At 50.8% G+C, this 22,367-nt stretch carries 14 protein-coding genes; 2 read left to right on the top strand and 12 right to left on the bottom strand.

Annotated features, from left to right (window positions below):
* Positions 1–60 precede the first annotated feature (60 nt).
* The 7 genes from KB559_RS18130 to bcp all read right to left on the bottom strand — a co-directional run bounded on the left by KB559_RS18130 (position 61) and on the right by bcp (position 12,743).
* Positions 61–3,867, bottom strand: coding sequence for an S-layer homology domain-containing protein (locus KB559_RS18130; protein WP_211023610.1), 3,807 nt, complete (start codon positions 3,865–3,867; stop codon positions 61–63).
* A gap of 458 nt (positions 3,868–4,325) precedes the next feature.
* Positions 4,326–5,864: a glutamine-hydrolyzing GMP synthase gene (gene guaA, locus KB559_RS18135; protein ID WP_211023612.1), complete on the bottom strand. Its 1,539-nt coding sequence runs from the start codon at positions 5,862–5,864 to the stop codon at positions 4,326–4,328.
* A 77-nt stretch (positions 5,865–5,941) separates the two neighbouring features.
* Positions 5,942–8,335, bottom strand: a complete 2,394-nt coding sequence (locus KB559_RS18140) for a transglutaminase-like domain-containing protein (RefSeq protein WP_211023614.1) — start codon at positions 8,333–8,335, stop codon at positions 5,942–5,944.
* Entirely contained in the window at positions 8,322–9,635 is a 1,314-nt protein-coding gene (locus KB559_RS18145; protein ID WP_211023617.1) for a DUF58 domain-containing protein, read from the bottom strand. Before KB559_RS18145 ends, KB559_RS18140 begins: the two co-directional genes overlap by 14 nt.
* On the bottom strand, positions 9,632–10,600 hold the full coding sequence (locus KB559_RS18150) for an AAA family ATPase (protein WP_211023619.1): 969 nt from the start codon (positions 10,598–10,600) through the stop codon (positions 9,632–9,634). Before KB559_RS18150 ends, KB559_RS18145 begins: the two co-directional genes overlap by 4 nt.
* A gap of 101 nt (positions 10,601–10,701) precedes the next feature.
* Entirely contained in the window at positions 10,702–12,039 is a 1,338-nt protein-coding gene (locus KB559_RS18155; protein ID WP_211023621.1) for a polysaccharide deacetylase, read from the bottom strand.
* A gap of 227 nt (positions 12,040–12,266) precedes the next feature.
* On the bottom strand, positions 12,267–12,743 hold the full coding sequence (gene bcp, locus KB559_RS18160; RefSeq protein WP_211023623.1) for a thioredoxin-dependent thiol peroxidase: 477 nt from the start codon (positions 12,741–12,743) through the stop codon (positions 12,267–12,269).
* Between the two features lie 152 nt (positions 12,744–12,895).
* On the opposite strand from bcp, the gene KB559_RS18165 reads away from it, so the two are divergent.
* Positions 12,896–13,957: an LCP family protein gene (locus KB559_RS18165; RefSeq protein ID WP_211023625.1), complete on the top strand. Its 1,062-nt coding sequence runs from the start codon at positions 12,896–12,898 to the stop codon at positions 13,955–13,957.
* 226 nt (positions 13,958–14,183) lie between these two features.
* Positions 14,184–15,497, top strand: coding sequence for a glutamate-1-semialdehyde 2,1-aminomutase (locus KB559_RS18170; protein ID WP_211023627.1), 1,314 nt, complete (start codon positions 14,184–14,186; stop codon positions 15,495–15,497).
* Positions 15,498–15,561: 64 nt separating this feature from the next.
* Here KB559_RS18170 and KB559_RS18175 read toward each other — a convergent pair whose 3' ends face one another.
* The 5 genes from KB559_RS18175 to KB559_RS18195 form a co-directional block, all read right to left on the bottom strand.
* Positions 15,562–17,022: an ABC transporter substrate-binding protein gene (locus KB559_RS18175; RefSeq protein ID WP_211023629.1), complete on the bottom strand. Its 1,461-nt coding sequence runs from the start codon at positions 17,020–17,022 to the stop codon at positions 15,562–15,564.
* A gap of 136 nt (positions 17,023–17,158) precedes the next feature.
* Entirely contained in the window at positions 17,159–18,022 is an 864-nt protein-coding gene (locus KB559_RS18180) for a carbohydrate ABC transporter permease (protein WP_211023631.1), read from the bottom strand.
* Between the two features lies 1 nt (position 18,023).
* Complete coding sequence (locus tag KB559_RS18185) at positions 18,024–18,956, bottom strand: carbohydrate ABC transporter permease (protein WP_211023633.1); 933 nt, start codon at positions 18,954–18,956, stop codon at positions 18,024–18,026.
* A 94-nt stretch (positions 18,957–19,050) separates the two neighbouring features.
* Positions 19,051–20,388, bottom strand: a complete 1,338-nt coding sequence (locus KB559_RS18190) for a response regulator transcription factor (protein WP_211023635.1) — start codon at positions 20,386–20,388, stop codon at positions 19,051–19,053.
* A 20-nt stretch (positions 20,389–20,408) separates the two neighbouring features.
* The gene (locus KB559_RS18195; protein WP_211023637.1) at positions 20,409–22,220 is read right to left on the bottom strand and encodes a sensor histidine kinase; all 1,812 of its coding nucleotides are present in this window, start codon (positions 22,218–22,220) and stop codon (positions 20,409–20,411) included.
* Between the last annotated feature and the right edge of the window lie 147 nt (positions 22,221–22,367).

Genomic DNA, 22,367 nt, shown 5'->3' on the forward strand with positions numbered 1-22,367 from the left:
TAAAGGGACGTCCCATAAGTCTGTATGTTGACTTATGGGACGTCCCTTTTGTATTGCTGGCTATTGCGCAAAGTAAGCAAGAAGCTTGGCGACTTCAGCGCGAGTGATGCTATTCTTAGGTTTAATGGACCCATCCTCATAGCCGCTTACCACGCCTGCTTTCACTAGCGCGTTCACCGCTTCTTTTGCCCAAGAAGATACGGCTGCATCATCTATGAAGGCTTGTTGATTACCTGAAGCATTCAATTTATCTTTTGCCATTTTATAGATGATCACAAAGACTTCTTCTCTAGTAATTTTTTGATTCGGCTTGAAGGTTCCGTCTTGATATCCCCCAACGATACCCGCCTCTTTAACTGCACCGACACAGCCCGCATACCACGCATCGGATTTAACATCCTTAAATGCGCTTCCTCCTGCCGTGGACTCCAGCTGCAGCAGTCTGCAAACCAAGGTAACAAATTCTGCTCTATTAATCTCTTGATTTGGCTTGAAGCTTCCGTCAGGATATCCGCTGATAATATTCTTACTTGCCAATTTCTCAATTTCTTTGCTGGCCCAATGATTAGTTAGATCAGTGAACTTAGGAAGAGCCGGGGGTTGTGGTGAAGTCTCAGGGGCTTTTGGTTCTTCCGTTGGTTTTTGTTCTTCATTAGGTACTGCAGGCTTAACCGCCCCTGAATTGCCGGAGCCGCCGCCAGTGCTTCCTCCGCCGGAGCTGCCGCCGCTACCCGGATTGCTGCCGCCGGAGCCGCCGCCGTTCCCCGGATTACTGCCTCCGGACGGATTCTGAACGGTTACTGCGCTTTCTGCGGTGAAGCCGCCATCCTCTGTTGTCACTCTTATCGTTGCCGTTCCAGCCTTAATTCCTTTAACATTACCTTCTTGGTCCACCGTTGCTATTCCTTCATCACTGCTGGACCATGTTACCTTCTTATTTGTTGCATTTGCCGGAGTGACGGCAGCCTTTAATTGCGTTGATTTGTTAACCTCCAGGGTGAGCGCCTCTTTATCCAATGTTACACCTGTTACTTTAATGATTTCCGGCTGCGGCACCTCCCCGCCTTCTACCGTTACAACAGTCTCTGCCGCGAATCCTCCGGCATACGCCTTAACGATGGCGGAACCCGGCTCTTCAGCCTTGATCCACACGCTGGTTGTACCTTCAATGACATCGTACACCGACTCGGTAACAGTCACGGCACTCCCTTCAACGATAAATGTTACATTTTTATCTGACGCTGTGTCCGGATTGACAGTAGCTGTCAACGTATCCGAATCGCCTGCTTCCAGTGCAATTTCGCTCTTATCCAATGAGACTCCCTCAATAGGAACGAAAGAGTTGTCTCCGTTGTACGCCTGTAATTCAATATATTGCAGTTCTGCAGCTCCCGTAGCCGCAGGATCATACGCAATTCTTATTGTGTTCTCACCTGCATTTAATGTGAGATCCGGGGTGAACGGGGACAGCTTCCATCCAGTTGGAGCGGATGGATACTTGTACTGAATCGTATTGCTTGTATCTCCATTAATCGTATATTGATGAGGCACCTCGCCCCAATGGACTACATTATAGACAGACATCTTGTATTTTCCCGCAGTTGGAACATTCACGGTAAACGTAACCGCGCCATCCTTATTGCCATCCGTTCCCTTATCGAAAAATCCGATAACATCACCGTAGACTACTTTGGCCGGTCCCTCAAATTGAGGATCGCTGTTTTTGATGATAAACTTTAAAGGTGCAGATACATTCGAAACGCTTACATAAATTTGAGCGGTTACGTTATGTCCCATTGCTCCCTTAAAGCTGACAATAACCGAAGTGGTGCCGCTGCGTTTCGCTGTAATTTTACCATTCGACACCTCCGCTACATCCGGATTCGAATTGCTATAATCCGCTAGAGCAGTTACGTCCTCGGTATGTCCATCTTCATATTCAGCGGTAACCTTGAAGGATTCAGTGCTGCCAAGATCGAGCACAGGCTTATTGTTGTCCACAATGAGCTTCTTCACCGTAAGCTCTGCCTTCAAGTTTTTGACTTCAACGTAGATTCCATATGTTTTTCCTTCATAGCTAATATTAATATTTGTAGATCCGTAGTTTACTCCAGTAACAACTCCGCCGCTTATATTCACAATCCCTTCCTGTTCCGGGACTGCCGAAGCCTTGGCTGTTACATCTTCACTGGTTCCATCAGCATATATCGCTTTGACTGTAATGTTCGCTGTGTTGCTGCCGGAAGCGATGTCAATTTTTTGTTTATCGATCGATGCGTTAATCGCTACAAGGTCATTTCGATCACTCTTTTCATGGAACTGCCAGTAATCGAGGTTAAATAGACGACCTGTTTCCTCACCTCTAAATACCATATACAAATTATGAGCGCCTGCAGCTCCGGAAATGGATGTAGTCAGTGTTTTCCATTGATCCCATCCGCCCGTAGAAGGTACAGGGAGCGTTCCGATCAGTTCACCGTCGGCTTGATCCAGCCGCAATTCAATGATCCCTCCCTTGGAACCGCTTGCAACATTGACAGTAAATGTGCCGGCGCCTTTGTCGCCAAAGTCTACATCCGCTGCCGCGATCCAATCCCCATCGTTTATATCGGTAACCTGTAGATTGATGCTCTCGACCATGGCTCCCGGCTGTGTGGTCGGCTCAGTGGATATTCCACCATTCCAAGCTATCGTTTCGGCCTCAACCCTGCTGTAAGGATTTAAAGCTTCTAATTGGCCAACACCTTTATTCTCCATTTGAAGCGGGGTGATTCGTCCGGTGTCTGGATCAATTTCAAGCTCTGTAATGCTCGGAGAACGGTAATCCCGATGCCCGTTTTGTCCGTTGATTAATCTTTGTGCGATGTTTACTTGGCGAGTATGGTAGGTAATATACCATTTGTCTTTAAACTGAAATATCGCATGGTGGTTGTTGCCCGCATCCCCGTTTCCGAACACATGCGGCCCGGGAAGAATAGGTCCGATATATTCGAAAGGTCCCATCGGGCTGTCGCTAACCATGTAAGCGATCGTCCCTGTCGGCGGATAGCCCGGTCCATCATTGCCGCTGAAGTTCGAACAATAGGAGTAGTAATATTTACCGTTAATCTTATGGATACCGGAATCTTCAAAAATTCTCGGCGCATCAATTTCCTGCGGCGTTCCAACAATACTGATCATATCATCGTCCAACTGCACGACACGGGACGATTTCGGATTATTGGCGTCCAATCCGGTGATTCCGCCGCCAAAATACAGATAAGCCTTACCATCATCATCCACCAGGACGGCCGGGTCAAAAAGCCAAGGCACGCCGGTTGTCGTGACATTCGGAACACTTCTGTCGATGAGAGGCTTGCCGAGAGGATCATGGAAAGGACCGATCGGGGAATCCCCTACCAGCACACCGATCCCGGATGCATTGTCCGCGAAATACAAGAAGAACTTGTCCTTGCCGTCGATATTTTTCCAGGCAATGGCCGGCGCCCAAGCATTGTTAGCCCATGCCGTTCCTCCAACCTGCTTCCCAACAGGTACCCTGCCGTGATCGGTCCAGTTCACCATATCGGATGATGAAATAATCGTGATGCTGCGGGCGTTGGCGTAACTGTTATTCGTATCCGGAGTCAGCTCCCACTGAGCCTGATCATCCGTTAAATAGAGATAGAGTCTGCCGTTGTATTCCATTGCATATGGATCCGCACCATATTTGTGCGTAATCAACGGATTGCTTTGGCCTGGAAGTTTTCCGGCTGCCGGGGTTAGCTTATCGGCCGCTTTTACTTCCTGATTACCGGCAACCAGACCGGATGTCGCTGCAAGAGTGAAAATCAGCAGCATAGTCAGCCACTTTTTAGATCTTTTCATACCTTCACGCCTCCCTTTTCCATTTAGTTGTCCAACTGCTACTAATTTTCGAAAATTGTTAATAGCAGCAAGATTTAGAGATATCTTATTGTTATAACAATTCAATGTAAATAGGTTTTATTGTGTTTAAAGTTGACTTTTTTAGGTTGAAAATTTATTTAACAGACTCTCGAAGCTGCCGCTGCTTTCAGCCTGACCAGATGAGATCCGAATGGCATACAAAATTCAATGTACTTCTTTTCTCTCCCCAAAATTTCTTGGTTCAGCCTAAATCCTCAATCAGTTCTTTGATTCTGGTCATAAAAAAAACTCCCTTCTATCTGCTAGACAACGCAGATAAAAGAGAGTAATTTTTGTACTCTATTGTTGCAGGTGTACGCGGAATTTCAATTCCACCAACGCTGTGAATTCTTGTATATCAAGGCTTCCCAGCGATCGACGGCATTAAATTCCCCGTCCTATTCCCACTCGATCGTAGCCGGCGGTTTGGAAGTCACATCGTACACGACGCGGTTGACGTTATCCACTTCGTTGACGATACGTACGGAGATCTTCTCCAGCACGTCCCAAGGGATACGCGCCCAGTCGGCGGTCATGCCGTCGATGGAAGTCACCGCGCGGATGCCGACGGTGTAGGAGTAAGTACGGGCATCGCCCATAACGCCTACGCTCTTCATGTTCGGCAGCGCCGTGAAGTATTGCCAGATCTCGCGGTCCAGACCCGCTTTGGCAATTTCTTCGCGGAGAATGTAGTCGGAATCACGAACGATCTGCAATTTGTCCTCAGTAACCTCGCCAAGCACACGGATCGCCAGACCCGGTCCAGGGAACGGCTGTCTCCAGACGATCTCGCTAGGGAGACCAAGTTCCTCACCGACTTTGCGAACCTCGTCCTTGAACAACGTATTAAGCGGCTCGATCAGCGAGAACTTCATATCCTCCGGCAAACCGCCTACATTGTGGTGGGACTTGATCGTTTGAGCCGTAGCTGTTCCGCTCTCTACGATATCCGTATAGAGTGTGCCTTGAGCCAAGAACTTGAAGTCGTCGAACTTCGCCGACTCTTCATCGAAGACATAAATAAATTCGTTGCCGATAATTTTCCGTTTTTGCTCCGGATCATCGACGCCTGCCAGTTTGGACAGGAACCGTTCGCGGGCATCGATCTTGACGACCTTCATATCAAACTTGCCGACAAACGTCTCCATTACGCTCTCGGCCTCGCCTTTACGAAGGAGCCCGTGATCGATAAACATGCAAGTAAGCTGATCGCCGATCGCCTTATGGATCAGCATTGCTACAACAGAGGAGTCCACGCCGCCGCTAAGCGCGCAGAGAACCTTTTGGTCGCCCACTTGCTCGCGGATTTCGCGAACCTGATCTTCAATAAACGTCTCCATGCTCCAGTTGCCTTCGCAACCGCAGATTTCGTAAATGAAGTTCTTGATCATTTCATTGCCATGAACGGAGTGACGCACTTCCGGGTGGAATTGAACGCCGTACATTTTGCTCTCAGTATTGGCAAATCCGGCGATCGGCGCGTGCTCGGTAGAAGCGTCCACAACGAAGCCTTCAGGCAATTCGACCACATGGTCACCGTGGCTCATCCAAACGGTCTGTTTTGCGTCCAAGCCCTTCGTAAGCGCGGAATGTTCAGCGAAATCAACGTCCGCTTTCCCATACTCGCGTTTAGCGGCGCGTTCCACTTTGCCTCCAAGCTGCTGGGCCATCAATTGCATGCCGTAGCAAATCCCGAAGATCGGAATGCCAATATCGTAAATGGCTTTATCGATATGCGGCGCATCTTCAGCGTATACACTGGATGGTCCGCCAGAGAATACGATCCCTTTCGGCGAAAGTTCACGAATCCGTTCTACCGGCGTATTAAACGGCAGCAATTCGCTATACACGCCCAAATCGCGAATCCGTCTGGCAATCAGTTGATTGTATTGTCCTCCGAAATCAAGAACGACAATCATTTCATTTGGCTTATTCATTTCCGAGCCTCCCTTAATTCATGAACCTAATTATACGAAACGACAAAAGAGCTCGTCAAGGAAGACCCGGCGGTAATTCAGCGTCCCCGGTAAGCCAAATTCCGGCAAAGCTTCAGAAAGTCTCTGCTCTTGGTCCGATCCATTCCGGCTGCCCCGTAATATAGGTTCTCCCAAATCATCACAAAGCTTTCCAAATTCACGATCTGTTCGCCAACTTTGGCATGGATCGAACCTACGTATTCTCTTGCGGTCATCCCCGAGGTTTTCGGTCCGTAAGCAAGGTAGATTTCCTTCCAAACGCGGTCGGCCGCCCGCAGCAATTCAGTTCTTTCCGGAAACCTCCGGCGTCGTTTCAGCATAAAGAGCCACATGAGATAAGAACCTTCACGAAGCCAGGTCCTCCGGTAAATTATAGCCGTATACAGCACAAAGCCGATCCCCAGCGCTACGCTTGACCAAAGTAACAAAGACTCCTGCAGCATGCTCCAGCCGGTAGTAATAAACTTCGTCAAACCATCCAACAATATCCCCGTCGTCAAAAGCAGCTTCTGCCACCATCCATCATTCCCCAGGCTATCTTCTACTCCAGCCGGTTCTTCCTGACCTGCGGCAAATACTGACTCGTACCCCGGTGTCGGATCAAATGGAATCCACCCTTCCCCCGGAAAATAAACTTCCACCCAGGCATGAGCATCGGCATAACTGACATTAATACGGTTGTCGTCTTCAGAGACGGGGGTTCCGGGAGCAAAGCCTTTGACCCACCGGGCTGGAATGCCCCCGCTTCGGAGAAGCACGGTCATCGCGGTGGAGAAGTGATCGCAGTAGCCTTGTTTTTGCCCGAACAGAAAATAATCGACGAAATCATTCCCATCCGGCGGTGCCTCCGTATCCAGGCTATAAATATAATGCTTCTCCAAATAATTCATTACAGCCACTACCGCATCATACCTGCTGGCATGGCCTTCCGTCAGAGCAGTCCCCAGCCGCTCTACCCGTTCCGGTAATTGATCCGGAAGCTGAAGCTCCCTGGCAGTAATCTCCATGGGGTCATCGCCTTGGGCCAGGCGAAGCCGACTCGCAGAGACTGCCGGCACTTGAGCCGTCAGCTCATATCCATAGAGCTCCTGCTCCGGATAAGCCGGTTCAAAATAGTTAGCTCCCGTTCCATCATCATACCGGGAACTGACAGCCGCGGACTCTGCTTTTAGATTCTCGGCGAAAACCTGATCGATACTCACGGTACTGCCGCCGCTAAAGAACGGGACCTTACCGGTGACCGGCTGCTTAAACATAACCGATTGTTTAATGACGGCGGTACCGCTATCGGGAGATGCCTCCAAAGATTCGGCGGTTTCTTCGGTGGCTTCTTCGGCGGCAGTTCCGGCAATACCCGCGATACCTTCACCTTCGATAGTTACTCCATCAGCTGCATTCGCATCCTCCGTTGTATTCGACCAGGCCACCAGGTGTGAGGCTGCAGGAGATGAAGCCCAGCCCCGACCGGTATAAACGCTCTTGCTCTCCCCGCGCCAATACGTATTTTGCGGCGATACCGCAGTGAAATACGTCTCATGGCGGAGACGCAGCGGGGCCCCAAGCCGGGAATCGTCCTTGCTGTACCCGGACACAGCATAGCTGGTTTGCGGCCGGTCCGATAATTCAGAGCCGCTCCACCCTTCAAGAGCCTGTACAATTTGATTCCATGGAATGTTCCGTACCGGCTGAATCGGAAGGAGCGAGCTCAATAACAAAGCGCCCAGCACGCAAAACGCCGCCACGGCGCTGCCGAAGGGAATTCCGCCAGGCTTGCCGCCAATATGCAATTGATTGCGGAACAATAAGGCCTGTAGAATAAGCCCCCACCCTGCGGAGCGGATAAGTCCCGAGTACACGGGCACGTTTCCCGCAAATTCGATAGCAATCAAATACAGTAACGTTGCCAGAAAAAAGAGCATAATACTATGCTTGCCGAGCGCCAGCATCTGTACGGAGACGACAAGCAGCGTCCAGCCGATCAGCAGCAGGAGCGCTCTGGATTCCTCGCTGATTCCGTACAATCTGCCGGACTGAACAATCTCCGTAACATCGGCGACGATCAGTCCGGCATAGTCCACAAACCAGGACATCCCGGTCTCTTGCCCGTACAAATACAGCAGAGCGCCTGCCACAAGAACTACAGGGATCGGCGCATACAAATAAGTCGGCAGCCGTAAGCAGCCGGCAGCTAGCAGAATGCCGGTGACGCCCAGGAACAATGCGATGAGCCGGTACGGCTCACCGCCCAAAAAAGAGTGCAACGGATACAACCATTCCCCAAACATGCCAAACAAAAGCACAGACAGGAATAAACGCTGTCCGGTTTCTCTTAAGGACCGTCTACGGCTTGACGCGAGGGGGCGTACCGAAGAACCGTCATATATCCCGGCGGCAGGACCGCCAACGCCGGTTTGCGCTCTAAGCGATGCCATGCTTGGCCCCTCCTTTCGGCGCCACTGATACTCCGCCGATATAACGCGTCAGGTCTATAAGGACCAAGCCTTTTTCCAGCAAAGCTTGGGCCAGGCGGACTGATTCGGCATTCCCCTTCGTTCCGCATGCGTACCAGATTTCCAAGGCAGCCCCTCGCTCTGCCAGCTGTAACGCCGCTTCGCCCAGTTCCGGAGTCAAATGGCCCGTAATAAAAGTCAGGCTTTGCCTATGCAAAGAAGCATGCGTCCTCCGCAGAAGCTCGGAGCCCGATAAGCCGGGGTCCAGCGTGGTACCTGCCAGAAGGTCGAGGCCCTCTTTGAGACCGCGGCTGCCCGAGAAAGTCGGAGCCGCCTTGATGGCAAGCTCGCTCATGCCCCCATGGCGGAAGCAGACTTCGCCGGTACGCCCGAGCTCCCGGCTTAACCAAGACGCGGCCGCTGAAACGGCAATTTCAAACCCACCGGTAGGGTTTCCTCTCAGCACCGCCCCGCTCCCATTCCCGCTACCTTTTCCTGCCCGATTTCCGCCAAGGCTCCCCGAATAAGAGCTCATCGCATTATCCAGCAGCAAACAGCGGGATTTGGATTCAGCCGGCTCGGGAATGCGCGTAAGCAAGAGGCCTTTCTTGGCTGAACTCTTCCAATGAATCCGGCGGAGCGGGTCCCCCGGCTCATAAGCCCGAAGCCGGCCCGCAGCGAAATCGGCCTCCGACTCGGCATTTCGCACTGACCCTTGCTCGTCCCCATCAGGGTCGGCAGCGCTGGTCCCTACAAGTTCAACGGGCAGCGGCGCAGGGTGAATGACGAGAACATCATTCGCTTCTGCGCGCAAGGAACGCTTGAACCATCCGAAGGAATCTCCCCAAGTGATCCGCACGGACTGCCCCGCATATACCCCTCGGCTCGTTTCTCTCATTAAATAAGTGCCTGTAAACTTCCGTTTCCAACCGCCGAAGGCAAGCTTCCCGCCTTGCGGCTCTTGATCATTGCCTGGCTCCGTCTCCCGCGAAGCCGACCATTCATCCTCCGCCTGCATCCACAAAGGCATAAAACCGCCGGAGAGCGTAATGGTCAACGTAACTTCAACTTCCTCTCCCGCTCGGGGATTCAGGGGATGCCAGGTCCGTTCTACTTTGGCTTGCTTAGGTCCAAACCATTGAACCGCCGCTCCTTGAATAATTACGATGACTAACAGCAGCAGCAGAAAAAGAAGCGATTGGCCGCCCTTCCATCCATAGAGGGCTCCCAGCGAGCCGACGGATATTATTGAAATCAACCACGTCCAAAATCCGTTCTTCATCGGGATCCCCCCGCCGCGGGGACATGGCTGAACAAAGGCACCTCCGCCCGGTTAAGCAGGTCTGCCACGGCCTGTTCCGCGTGAACGCCCGACAGGACTGCCTCCGACTTCAAGACAATCCGATGGGCAAGCACGGACTCGGCAACGGCTTTCACATCATCCGGGATTACATAAGTTCTGCCTTTATAATAAGCCATCGCTTGGGCCGCTCCCATCCAGGCCAGCGTACCGCGCGGACTGATTCCAAGCGACAGCTGGCGGTGGCGCCGGGAGGCATCCGCGACGGAAACCAAGTATTTTTTGATCCGGTCGTCCACCAGAACGCTTCTTACCTGTAGCTGCATATACCTCATTTCCTCGGGTACAAGAACCGGTTTGATCTCCACGGCAGCTTCCTGCCCACGGCTCAGCATCTCGATTTCCTGTTCCGGCATCGGATACCCCAGGGTCAGCCGCATCAAAAAGCGGTCAAGCTGAGCCTCGGGGAGCCTGTATGTCCCCTCGTATTCAAGGGGATTCTGCGTGGCCAGCAGCAGGAAAGGCTGAGGCAGCGCTCTCGTAATTCCGTCAACGGTCACTCTGCGTTCCTCCATCGCTTCCAGCAAAGCTGACTGGGTCCGAGGAGCCGCGCGGTTGATCTCGTCCGCCAATACGAAATTGGCATGCACCGGACCCGGACGAAATTCAAATTGCCCGGTCTGCGGCTGATATACTGTAACCCCCGTTACATCCGTAGGTAAAAGGTCTGAAGTAAATTGAATCCGCCCGAACGAACCGCCCATACAAGCGGCGAGCGTCCGAACCAGCAGCGTTTTGCCGACACCTGGCACATCTTCGAGCAAAATGTGGCCGCCGGACAGCATCGATACGACGGCAAGTTCAATTTCCGTCCGCTTTCCGACAATAACACGTTCCACACGTCCCACCAGTCTCTCCAGAATCTCGCGAGCCTGTTCGTGAATCATCTTTAATCCCTCCCATAAGAAAACAACAAATCTATCAACCAGTTTCCCCAAAAACTAGTCGTCATAGACATGGAAGAGAGAAAACCAAGAACAACCTGCTCCTACATTGCTTTGACTCTTCGTTCCTCCCGACCGGCCTCAAACGAAACGATAGGATGCCCGGTCGCCTCTAGAAGCGGCCTCAGAGAGATCCATAGCGAATTGTTCTTCCGGGAGAACTGCACCGGAGTGAGCGGAGACGATACCTCTACCCCTTTAGATACAAGAGTTTCCTTCAGCGGTTCTATGATAACCGTGGCATCGCCCCATACGATGACCGCGGATTGACTTTGTCCATCCCAGCTAACCTTGGCGCCCAGCCGTTCCATCGTCGAACGAAGCGGAACCATGTACTGGCCGTCTGTAAGCTCATATTCTCCGGCAGCCAGCTTCGTCGCTACCCCTCCGGCCTCCACATACAGCGGCTCTCCCGGACCAAACAAGGCGGCGTTAGGCTCGATATGACTCTCAATCCAGGCCTTGGACGGGGCAGGCTTCGTTTTGATCTTGGAGGCGTCGGCCAGGCTGAATTGAACCGGCTTTTGATCCGGAGAAAGCGCGCGAAAGGTATATCCGTGTTTTTTGTAAAATTTAATGATTTCAGGTAATGCCTTAACAGACTCCTCATGTCCGGTTCCGTCATGCAACAGCACGATCATTTCGTCCTTCAACTTTTCGGAAGTCGCATTCTTGACGATTTCTGCGGCGGGAACACCCCTCCGTTTGGAATCTCCGCTATCCACATCCCAATCGAACACCTTATAACCGCCCTGCTCCAGCAGCTTGAAATAGGTCTCGTCAAAATGTCCGTACGTGCCGCCCGGAGCCCGGACCATAGCCGGACGTACCCCGGTGATTTCACGTACAACTTCCTCGGTCCGCTTGATCTGATCCCAGAAGCGTGGAAAGCTGCTATATAAATCGTCATATTCATGATTATACGTATGATTTCCGATGGCATGCCCCGCTTCCTTCATACGTTGAATCAACTCAGGGGATTGCTTCGCGTGCTCGCCCAAAACGAAGAACGTGGCGGTGACTTCCTCTTCTTTCAATATAGAGAGCACTTGGCCCGTCAATTTGCTTGGTCCGTCGTCAAAAGTAAGGTATACGATCTTTTCAGCCTGAGTAGATGTCGCCCGGGCGGTTGCGGAAGCGGAAACTGCAGACAAGAGCGGTACAGTAACTACCGCTTCCTGCTTAGACTGCACAGCAAGCTCTTGGAGCGGAACAACGGATGCTCCTCCGCCCTCATTTGGATCAGCCCGAACCGCATCCTCCGTACCCGAAGCTGACGCGGGCGCAAGCAAGGGCTGCGCCGATGCCGCAGGCAAAACGGCTTCGCGCTCTCCGTATAGGAAGGCCGCGGCTATAATTATTAAAATTGCGATAGCTGCCATGCAAAACCTTTTCAAACCGAACATCCACATTTTTCTCATTTATTTCTACCTCCGCCGTTTATATCAATCATTTCTTTGGCTTTCTGGTAGATTGTATGAAGGTAGAGAAGAAAATAGACTTCCTATTCTTTAATCAAAAATTAAGAGATATAGCCACGGCGATTTCCACAAAAAATAAGGATCGCCCATCGCAAGTCTCTCAGACTGGCGATAAGCAACCCTCTTCTTTAATCCATCGATCGGACGGCCTCCAAGACCTGGTCCGCATGTCCTTTCACCCGAACTCCGCGCCACTCCTTAACGAGTGTGCCGTTCTCATCGATTAAAAAGGTCGAACGCACGATCCCTTCGTATTCCCGGCCGTACAATTTTTTGAGCTGCCAGACGCCGAACATGCGGCAGACCTCATGGTCCTCATCCGACAACAGCGGAAACGGCAAGTTCTGCTTCTCCTTGAACCTGTCGTGGGATTTGACCGGATCGCCGCTGATACCGAGCACGACTGCCCCCTCCTTCTCCAACTGGCCGCTCCGGTCGCGAAAATCACAGGCTTCCTGCGTGCAGGCAGGGGTCATATTTTTCGGATAAAAATAAATCACGACCTTACGGCCCCGGAAATCGCTAAGTGCCATCTCACCCCCGCCGCTGGCCGGAAGACGAAAGTCAGGAACGGGTTGTCCCATTTGAATCTGTACCTCAGTCATATAATTTCTCTCCTTCTCTCCTTAACCCATCAACAACTTTTGTCAATATATGATAAATTGATTGTAATTATAAAAGAAATTATAATGTAATGATATGAAGACATCCATTTTCGAAGCGAATTCATTCGTTTTTCTCTGAAAGGACGAACAAAATGACAAAACGCACTAAAAGAGCGATCATCTGGTCCGCAGTCGGAGTACTGGTCGTCGTAGCCGCTCTCGTGGCTTACTATTTCATCGCCATTTACAATCAGGTTGACGACTTCCAGAAAACCGGCGAGGATTCACCTTTCTATAATGTTAAACCTACCGAAACCAAGGTACCGGAACCTCCGAAATGGGAAGGAACCGAGCGCGTCAACATCCTGTTGATGGGCGTCGATGCCCGCGGCTTGAAAAAGGGCGAGATTCCCCGTTCCGATACGATGCTTGTAGCCTCGCTTGATCCGGTCGCCAAAAAGGTGAATTTATTCTCCATTATGCGCGATACTTACACGAAAATTCCGGATCATGGATCGGACCGAATTAACAGCGCGATAACGCATGGCCCGAATACGGCGATGAAGGCGGTATCCGATCTGCTGGGCATTCCAATCCAATATTATGTATATACCGACTTCCAGGGATTCATCGAACTGGTGGATGCTGTTGGGGGTGTTGATTTTTACGTCGAAAAAGATATGCACTATACCAGCAAAGCGGATAATCATGAATACGATATCGATCTGAAGAAGGGCCAGCAGCACCTGGACGGGAGTACAGCCCTGCAGTATGTACGTTTCCGGCATGACGCCTTGTCCGACTTTACGCGGACAGAGCGACAGCGGAATTTCCTGAAGGCCGTCGCCGATAAAATGAAGTCGACCACCTCCATCATGAAGCTTCCGTCGATTCTGGATAAAGTCAATCCTTACATCGACACCAACCTGTCCGTTGAAGATATGTGGAAGTTGGCCACGGTAGGCTACTCCAGCGAAATGGGCTCCAGCGAACAGATTCCGCCTATGGATCTGCTCGTGGAGAAAAAGGTCGGAGGCTCGGATGTGTTAGGCGTACGAAGCGAGGATCAGCTCAAAGACTTCGTACAGGAAGTATTCAATGGAACCGGAACTACTGACAGCGAAGCGGACACCTCCACCGACGGAAACGGAAACGCCACTCCTTCGGATTCGGGAAACAGCGATAGCGGGCAGACTACTTCCACCGGGCCTTAAGTTCCTTGGAAGCTGAACCTATTCTGAAAGAGGTTATTAAAAAAGTCATCCTTCCACGACGAAGCAGATCATGAAGCGGATTCGACGTCGAATCTTGAATTCAGCCGGGCCTTCCGTTGCTCACGTACCTCATGTACGATCCGCTACTCAGTCCCTAGCTTCATCCAACCTTCTTGGTCCTGAAAACCTGACTTTTTGAATTCGCACTGAAAGGAAGTTTTACTTTATGAACCGAAAGCAATCAGAGCTTCTGTACGAAGAAGCATTGAAACACATTGTCGGCGGCGTCAACAGCCCCTCCCGCTCATTCAAGGCGGTCGGGGGCGGGGCGCCCGTCTTTATGAAAAAGGCACAAGGCGCACACTTCTGGGACGTTGACGGGAACCGTTACGTTGATTATCTCGCCGCCTACGGGCCGATCATTACGGGGCATGCCCATCCTCATGTCACCAAAGCGATCCAGGAAGCGGCCGCCAACGGTACGCTGTACGGCACGCCGACCGAGCTGGAGATCAAGCTGGCTTCCATGCTGAAAGAAGCGATCCCGTCGATGGACAAGGTCCGCTTCGTCAACTCCGGTACGGAAGCGGTCATGACGACGATCCGGGTGGCCCGCGCCTATACGAAGCGCAACAAAATCATTAAATTTGCCGGATGCTATCATGGCCACTCCGACTTGGTGCTGGTAGCCGCAGGTTCCGGGCCGTCCACGCTCGGCATTCCGGATAGCGCAGGCATTCCGACAAGCATTGCCCAAGAGGTAATTACGGTACCGTTCAACGATGCGGATGCGCTGGGAGATGCTCTTGAGCAATGGGGCGACGATGTAGCCGCCGTCATGGTCGAGCCCATCGTCGGCAACTTCGGTATGGTCATGCCTGAGCCGGGCTTCCTTGAGGAAGTTTGCCGCCTGACACGGTATTACGGCGCTCTCGTCATTTACGACGAGGTCATTACAGCCTTCCGTTTCCATTACGGATCGACACAGACTTATGCCGGACTTGCCAATCATGAGCTGATTAGGCCGGATCTGACCGCGCTCGGCAAAATTATCGGCGGCGGGCTGCCGATCGGGGCTTATGGCGGCAGCAAGGAAGTCATGGAGCAGGTCGCTCCGCTCGGTCCGGCCTATCAAGCCGGGACCATGGCGGGCAATCCCGCATCCATCTCCGCCGGCATTGCCTGCCTGGAGGTGCTTCAAGGAGCGGGCGTCTACGAGGAAATGGAGCGCCTGACTATCAAGCTGACGGACGGCCTGGCCGATTCCGCCCGGCGCCATGGCGTGCCGCTCACGATTAACCGGATCCGCGGCTCTTTCTCCACTCATTTCTGCGACCATCCGGTCACGAATTACGACGAGGCGCAGGATACCGACGGCGAAGCCTTTGCCGCGTTCTTCCGTGCCATGCTGAACCGGGGCGTCAATCTGGCCCCATCCAAGTATGAAGCCTGGTTCCTGACGACGGCGCACACGGAAGCGGACATCGACTTCACGCTGGAAGCGGCGGAGGCGTCCTTTAAAGAGATCAGTTCAAAATAAGCGCACTTAAAAAGGCTGCCCGACGTAGCAAAACTACGCGGGCAGCCTTTTATTATGGAATTACTTATTGAGCTTGGATTTTATCAAAGAAGTTCTCTTGTACATACTGCGCCGCTACATCCAGCTGTTTCTTGGAATCCGTACCTTTCTTGGAGAAGGACTCCTGTACTACATTGGACATCGTCGCATAGAAGTCCTGTGTTCCGAATTGAGCTTCAGGTTTGCCCTCGAGCAAGCCGAAGAGGTTTGGATCGTATTTGAATACATTGTCGTACTTATCATAAATCGCCTGGATCTTCGTTGCATACTCCGAATCTTCGCTAAAGTATTCGAGCGGAGTCGGGATATAATATTTGCCTTCCGCCTTACGCGCTTGAATTGTGTCTTCGACAGATTTCAGCGCATCATCGGTAAAGTAGTCGAAAGTGATGTAACGGAAAGCCATTTCCTGTTCATCTTTCGTTGCGTTCGGATTGATTACAAGGTAGTTACCGCCCAAAATCCCGTAATGCTTGCCGCCTTTTTCCGCAGCAGGCATCGGATAAACGATAACATCTTCAGGCTTCATGCCGCCTTCATTCAATGCGGCTTGAACTACGTCGAACGCTCCGGCGATCACCATAGCCGTCCTGCCTTGTTGGAACGAGCTAATAGCGTCGCCCCAGCCCAGCGCCCAGTCTTGCGGAATCGCATTGGCTTCCCATCTCAGCTTCTTATAGAAATCAAGCGCCTTGACGCCCGCTTCGGAATTGAACACGGCCGTTACTTTGCCGTCCGTATTGGTTTCGATATCCCCGCCGGCTTCAAACAGGAAATTCGTCCAGTTCCAGCCCGCTTCATTTCCTTTACCCATTGGAGCAATTCCGGAGATACCTTTTTTCGGATCTGCCGCCCCTTTAGCTACGTTATACATATCGTCCCAAGTCCAGTCGAGGGCCGGGATTTCGAGGTTCTTCGCTTCCAGGAGCTTCTTGTTCACAACGGTGGACGTAACATAACCATTTTGAGTAATACCGTATACTTTGCCGTCTACGATGAACTGATTTTGGAGAACCGGATTAATGTCATCCTTGTACTCCCAGCCGTTCCACAGTTCCGTAATATCCGCTACCCAACCGCGCTCCACGAGCAATTGCGCTTCGGTCGCCCAGGTGTTATAGAAAGTCGGCGCTTCATTGGACGCCATTTTCACACCGATCTCATTGACGCTGTATTGCCAGTCATCCTTTACGATCGTCACGTTTGGATACTTAGCTTGGAACCGTGCGATCTTATCGTCTTCTTGAGCGCGAAGCGTAGTCTCGTCCGGCAACGGATAGTGGATTTTAAGCGTTACTTTTCTTTGCGTAATATCGTCAGCCGGTTCTTCCGTCTGAGCCGCGTTGCCTCCGTTCGAGTTACTCGGAGCTGCCCCTCCGTTATTGGTCTGACTTTCCGTGTTCTTGTTGCCTCCGCCTCCGCCGCACGCTGCAAGCAGCGAACCGAACAGCATGAGGCACATCAATAATGCTGAGAACTTGCGCATTCAAACTCCCCTTTTCATAAATGTTATCGAGGCTTTAATCCTCATTTAGTTACATTTCTATCTTAGAAGAGAAAACAGTAACCGACGATGTGCATTCATATGACGATCATGCGCAGCACTACGCTAAATGTAAACGCTATCCCTTGACTGCCGTCAGGCTGACACTGCGCACAATAAACTTCTGGAAGGCCAGGAATACGAAGATCGGCGGCACCATGACCATAAACAGAATTGAAAACTTGATGCTGCTGTCCAAATTTCGGGCGTTGATCACGTATTTATAAATGGCGGTTGCCAGCGTGTACTTATCTTCCGTTTGCATGACGAGCGAAGGCCAGAACCAATCGTTCCAAGCCGTGGAGAAAATAAAGATGGATAACGTCGCGAAAATCGGAATCGACAGCGGGATGGCAATTCTTAAATAGCTGGTAAGCTCCGACGCTCCGTCGATCCGGGCCGCTTCAAAAATCTCCGGGTGAATCCCGTCGAAGAAATTTTTCATCAATAAGAAAAAGTACGCATTCGCTCCGGCCGGCAGCCAGAAAGCCCAATACGAATTAAGCAGTCCCAGCTCCTTCAGGTTTACGAAGTTCGGAATCATATAGCTGGTCGCCGGAATAAACAACGTCAGCAAAATGAAGAAATATACGGCCCGGCTGTAAGGAACGCGAATTCGCGAAATACTGAACGAAGCCAGTCCGAGTACCATAATGGTCATCACGAGATTACCGAGAAAAATGAACATTGTATTTTTCAGATATACCAGCAAAGGAATGTAGTCCCAGCCTTTGGAGAAATTCTCCCAATGCCATTTGGTCGGAAAGAACTTCGGCGGAAAGGTGTTGATTTCAGGATTGCTCTTCAGACCGTTAAACATGGTCATTGCAATCGGGTACAGCATCGTAAAGGCCATGACGGCAATACATAAAACCATGAAGGCATAGAGTATCTTGTTGACGGGCTTCTGCAAGTCCGAAGGCGACAGTATACCTCTCTCCATCTTAATATTCCTCCCTGTTGAGCTTGAATTGAATGATGCCGAGAATGCCCAAGACCACAAACATAAGCACACCAAGCGCTGTACCGGCTCCGTAATCGAGCTGGGTAAATGCGTTCTTCACCGTAAATAACGCATAGGTCAGCGTAGCTTTGTTCGGACCGCCATCCAGCAAGGCCAACTGGGATTGATATGCTTGAGATGTACCGATAATTTGCAAAATGAGCATCAGCATGATCAAGCTGCGCATAGAAGGAAGCGTAATATATTTGATCCGGCTCCAAACCCCCGCCCCGTCGATTTCAGCCGCTTCATACCAATCTCTCGGGATACTGAGGACGCCGGCCAGATAGATCAGCATCGCAGATCCGAATTGCTGCCACGTTTCCATGAAAACAATGGATATCATCGAGAAGCGTCCGTCGGAAATAAAAGACACCGGATCAGCTCCGAACCACCCCAACAGGGCATTGATCGGTCCTACCGGATCATACATCCATCTCCACATGCCATACAGAACGACCCCCGGAACGACGAAAGGCAAATAGGCCGCGATCCGGGCGAAGCCTTGAAAGAACTTCAGCTCCGAAATGGCGATGGCCGCCGCGATCGGCACCCAGAACCCCATGACGAGCGTAAGGAACATAAAATATAACGTGTTCTTTACAGAGAGCCACAGGTCCGGATTATTAAAAATCTTGACGTAGTTATCGAATCCGACAAACGTATTGCCTTTTACGAAATCGATGTTGTAAAAGCTGTAGACCATTCCTTTGATGATCGGAACCCATAAAAAAATAATAAAAATGACGATAGCCGGAACGAGAAAAAGATAGCCCCACATATACTTCTTCCAATTTGACGTCCGTTTGAGCTTTTGGGTCTCTTTCTCTGGCCCCTTTACCCTGTTGCCTGGTGAAATCACCGATTGTTCCATGAGTCTCCCTCATTCCTCTTTAGTGTCCAGCTTTCATTTTAGAAAATAGAGAGGAGTTAGAACATGTGTAATACTATGTGAAGTATAGCTGTTACTACTTCTTCAATTCGCTGGGGCTGACGCCAAAATATTTTTTGAATATTTTGCTGAAATGTTCCGGCGATTCATAACCGACTTGCTCGGCGATCTCATAACGGCGCAGATCCGTATTGAGAATCAGGGATTTGCTCTCTTCCATTCTCAACTTGATCACATACTCCCATAGATTGTAGCCGGTGTTTTTTTTGAAAAGGTAGCTGAGATAGTTGGGGCTCACATGGTTTTTCTTGGCCACGTCATGAATGGTCAGGCCTTTCTGGTTGTAATTCGCTTCGATATATTGTTTGGCGCTCTGAACGATCCGGTTGTTCTGCGAGGTCAATTCTTCAGCGGATGGATCCTGAGCATGGTTGGTCCAGTTGAAATCGCCGTAATAAAAGACGTGATAGTCTCCCTGTTCCCCGCCCCAAAGGACCGCTTTATCACTCTGGCTGCTCAGTACGCTTAAAAACTTCACGCCTTTCAAAATCTGGCTGATCCCGACCGTGGCATCGATTCCAAGATACTTCTTCACATGGTAATGTAAGCTCCGTCCGATCATTTCAAGCTGGTTGATTTTATTCATGTCCAGCTCGGCGTACTCCGCTTCATCCCATTGCAGCAGGATCCTGATGTCCCAATCGGAGAAATAACAGGCAAGCGCGTTCCACTCCTTGTAGAGCAGTTCTTTGGCGACATTCAAAGCCGCGTAACGAAACAGCTTGGCGTCTCTATCGTTATACTTGGACTCTTGTTCTGTCCCGCTCGTTTTACGATGATCCAGGCTCAATTTGATGAACGAAAAATAAGGACCGCGAACACCCAATTCCGATTCCAGTTCCCGCTCCGCGGCATCTTCTCCCCCAGGAGAAGCAGTTGCCAGCAATGCTTTTAACCGTTCATTTTGTTCCGGGTGAAGCTCCTCCATGTGGAAATGCTCGGTATCCTGCAACAAAAAATCATCGATTTGCGGCACCGGCTTATCCATCTTAAGCAGCGCGTTGCGGACCGAATCGAGAAATTGCTCGCTGCCCAGCGGTTTGATCAAATAGTCTCTGGCTCCGAGCCGGAGCGCCATTTGCGCGTATTGAAAAGTCTCGTGCGCGGAAATAATGATCGTTTGCACCCAGGGCTTGATCATTTTCGCTTGGTGCATCAGCTCGATGCCGTTCATCTCGCCCATCTGAATATCCGTGACGAGCAAATCGATCTCTTCCATACGGACATAGTCCAGCGCCTCATGTCCGCTATAGGCGGTGTAAATCGCTCTAATGCTTAGTCCGGACGAGGTTAATAGTCCCGCTAGCCCTTTGCAAATCAACGGTTCGTCGTCAACGACCAAAATGTTGTACATGTTAGATTCCCCCTGGCTGATTATTCTTGCGACAGAATCGTTCTCGGGAGATGTAGTGTCACCATCGTCCCGCCTCCTTGGCGCTCCGCATAGGTCAGACCGTATCCCGGTCCAAAATGCAGGAGAATACGCTGATGGATATTGCGAATGCCATATCCGAAAGCCGGATTCGGGCTTTCCTCCTCCAGCAGTTGATTGATTTTGTCATAATCGACTTGCTTATATCCGTTGTCTTCGATATGCAGATAAATATTTTCCTCGTCTCCGTAGGCTCTGATCGCGATTTCCCCGTCCTCGCCCATATGCTTCACCCCGTGGATAATCCCGTTCTCAATCAAGGGCTGAAGCGAAATCTTGGGAATGACAACCGGAAGCAAGTCCTCGGGAATGCTGATCGATACTTTGAATTGATAGTCGTACCGGTGCTGCTGAAGCTTGATATAAGCCGATGCATGCTCCAGTTCTTCCTCCAGCGTAATCAGTTCCCTTCCCCGGCTAAGGCTGATTTTCATCAGCTTGGACAACTCCTTGATCATCTCCGCCGAGGCGTTGTTCCCCTCCATGGAGCTTTTCCAGTAAATACTCTCCAACGTGTTGTACAGCAGATGGGGATTGATTTGCTGATAAAGGATTTGCAGCTGCGACTCCTTCTGCTTCAGATCCATGGTGTATTTGTAATGAATCAGATCGTTCAGACGGCGAGCCATGTCATACGTCGTGGACATCAGTACGCCAATCTCATCATTTTTGTTGTTTAGACGCGGCGTTTCCGGCACTACGTTTCCGGGTTCATACCGCCTGACGAAATAAACCAGCTTCTGAATCGGCATCATGAGCGAGCGCCAAAAATAGAGCATGAAGATCAGGCTGCCGGCAAAGAAAACGATCGAAATCAGCTGGATGACCTGCTTGATCTCATTCTGCTGCTGCAGCAAAGCTTGCACCGGAACCTTGTAAACCAGCTTTTGCTTCATAATGCGATTATAATTTATGACATAAATAAACTTGTCGGTGATAATATCCTTCACGCCGATAGCGGAATCGCCCATGTCCGCTTCGGGCGGCAACTCCAGCACTGCGCTGTGCTCCTTTGTTCTGGCGGTCAAAATCCGGTTGTCATAATCCGTAAAATACAGCTCCCCTTCCGGTAAGGACACGGTTTGCAGAGATTCGCCGATCCGTCCGTCCAGATTAGTCACGACCAGCACCCCGATCGTCCCGTTCTTGTAGATATTGTTGATCGCCCGGACGTAAGCGAGTGTCTTCTGGCTTCCCTGTCCTTTGGTAGGCAATGACAAATGTTCGAGCAGTCTGAGGTAGCCCTCTCCTTTCTTCTCCACCGCTTCATCGAACCATTCCGGTTTTTCCTCGTCCCCGAAGAAGTACACCCCCGATTTTCGAGGTCCCGGATAAAACGGCGCGAAGAAATAGGTATTCTCCGGGTCATAGACATAAAGTGAATAATACAGCGGCTCGCGCTCATCCGTTTCCTGCGAATAATTGTTTAACAGGCCCTCCAGCTTTTCGTACTTTTTCACCCTTTCCAGCACCGTTTCTTCGCTGGAAACTGAATTCAATTGCTGTACCTGCGAATTCTGGAACACGGTGGACGTGACCTTGTTTACCGCTTCGATGTCACGGTTGATAAGCCGGAAATTTTGTTTGCTGAGCTCGATATAGGCATTCGTGACATGCCGTTTCAATATTTGCCCGGCCCGGTAATTGCCATAGGAATTCAACACGAACAGCGGGATGATGATCACGAGAAATAGCAGTAATAACTGCTGCTTCACGTTCATTTTATTGAGCGGATTGGTGAGTTTAGGTTTCAACGATTTTGCCCCCTGACCCTTTAAGTGTAGCAAGATTAAAATCACGCAAGCATGTGCGTTTCTACGTACATCATGAGCGTTTCTCCGATCCAACTTCGCTCCGTGTGCCGTTTCCTCCCTAGTGTAATGGATTTTGGGCGGCTTGCC

The organism is Paenibacillus sp. Marseille-P2973 (assembly GCF_018101095.1).
Classification (GTDB): Bacteria; Bacillota; Bacilli; order Paenibacillales; family Paenibacillaceae; genus Fontibacillus; species Fontibacillus vini.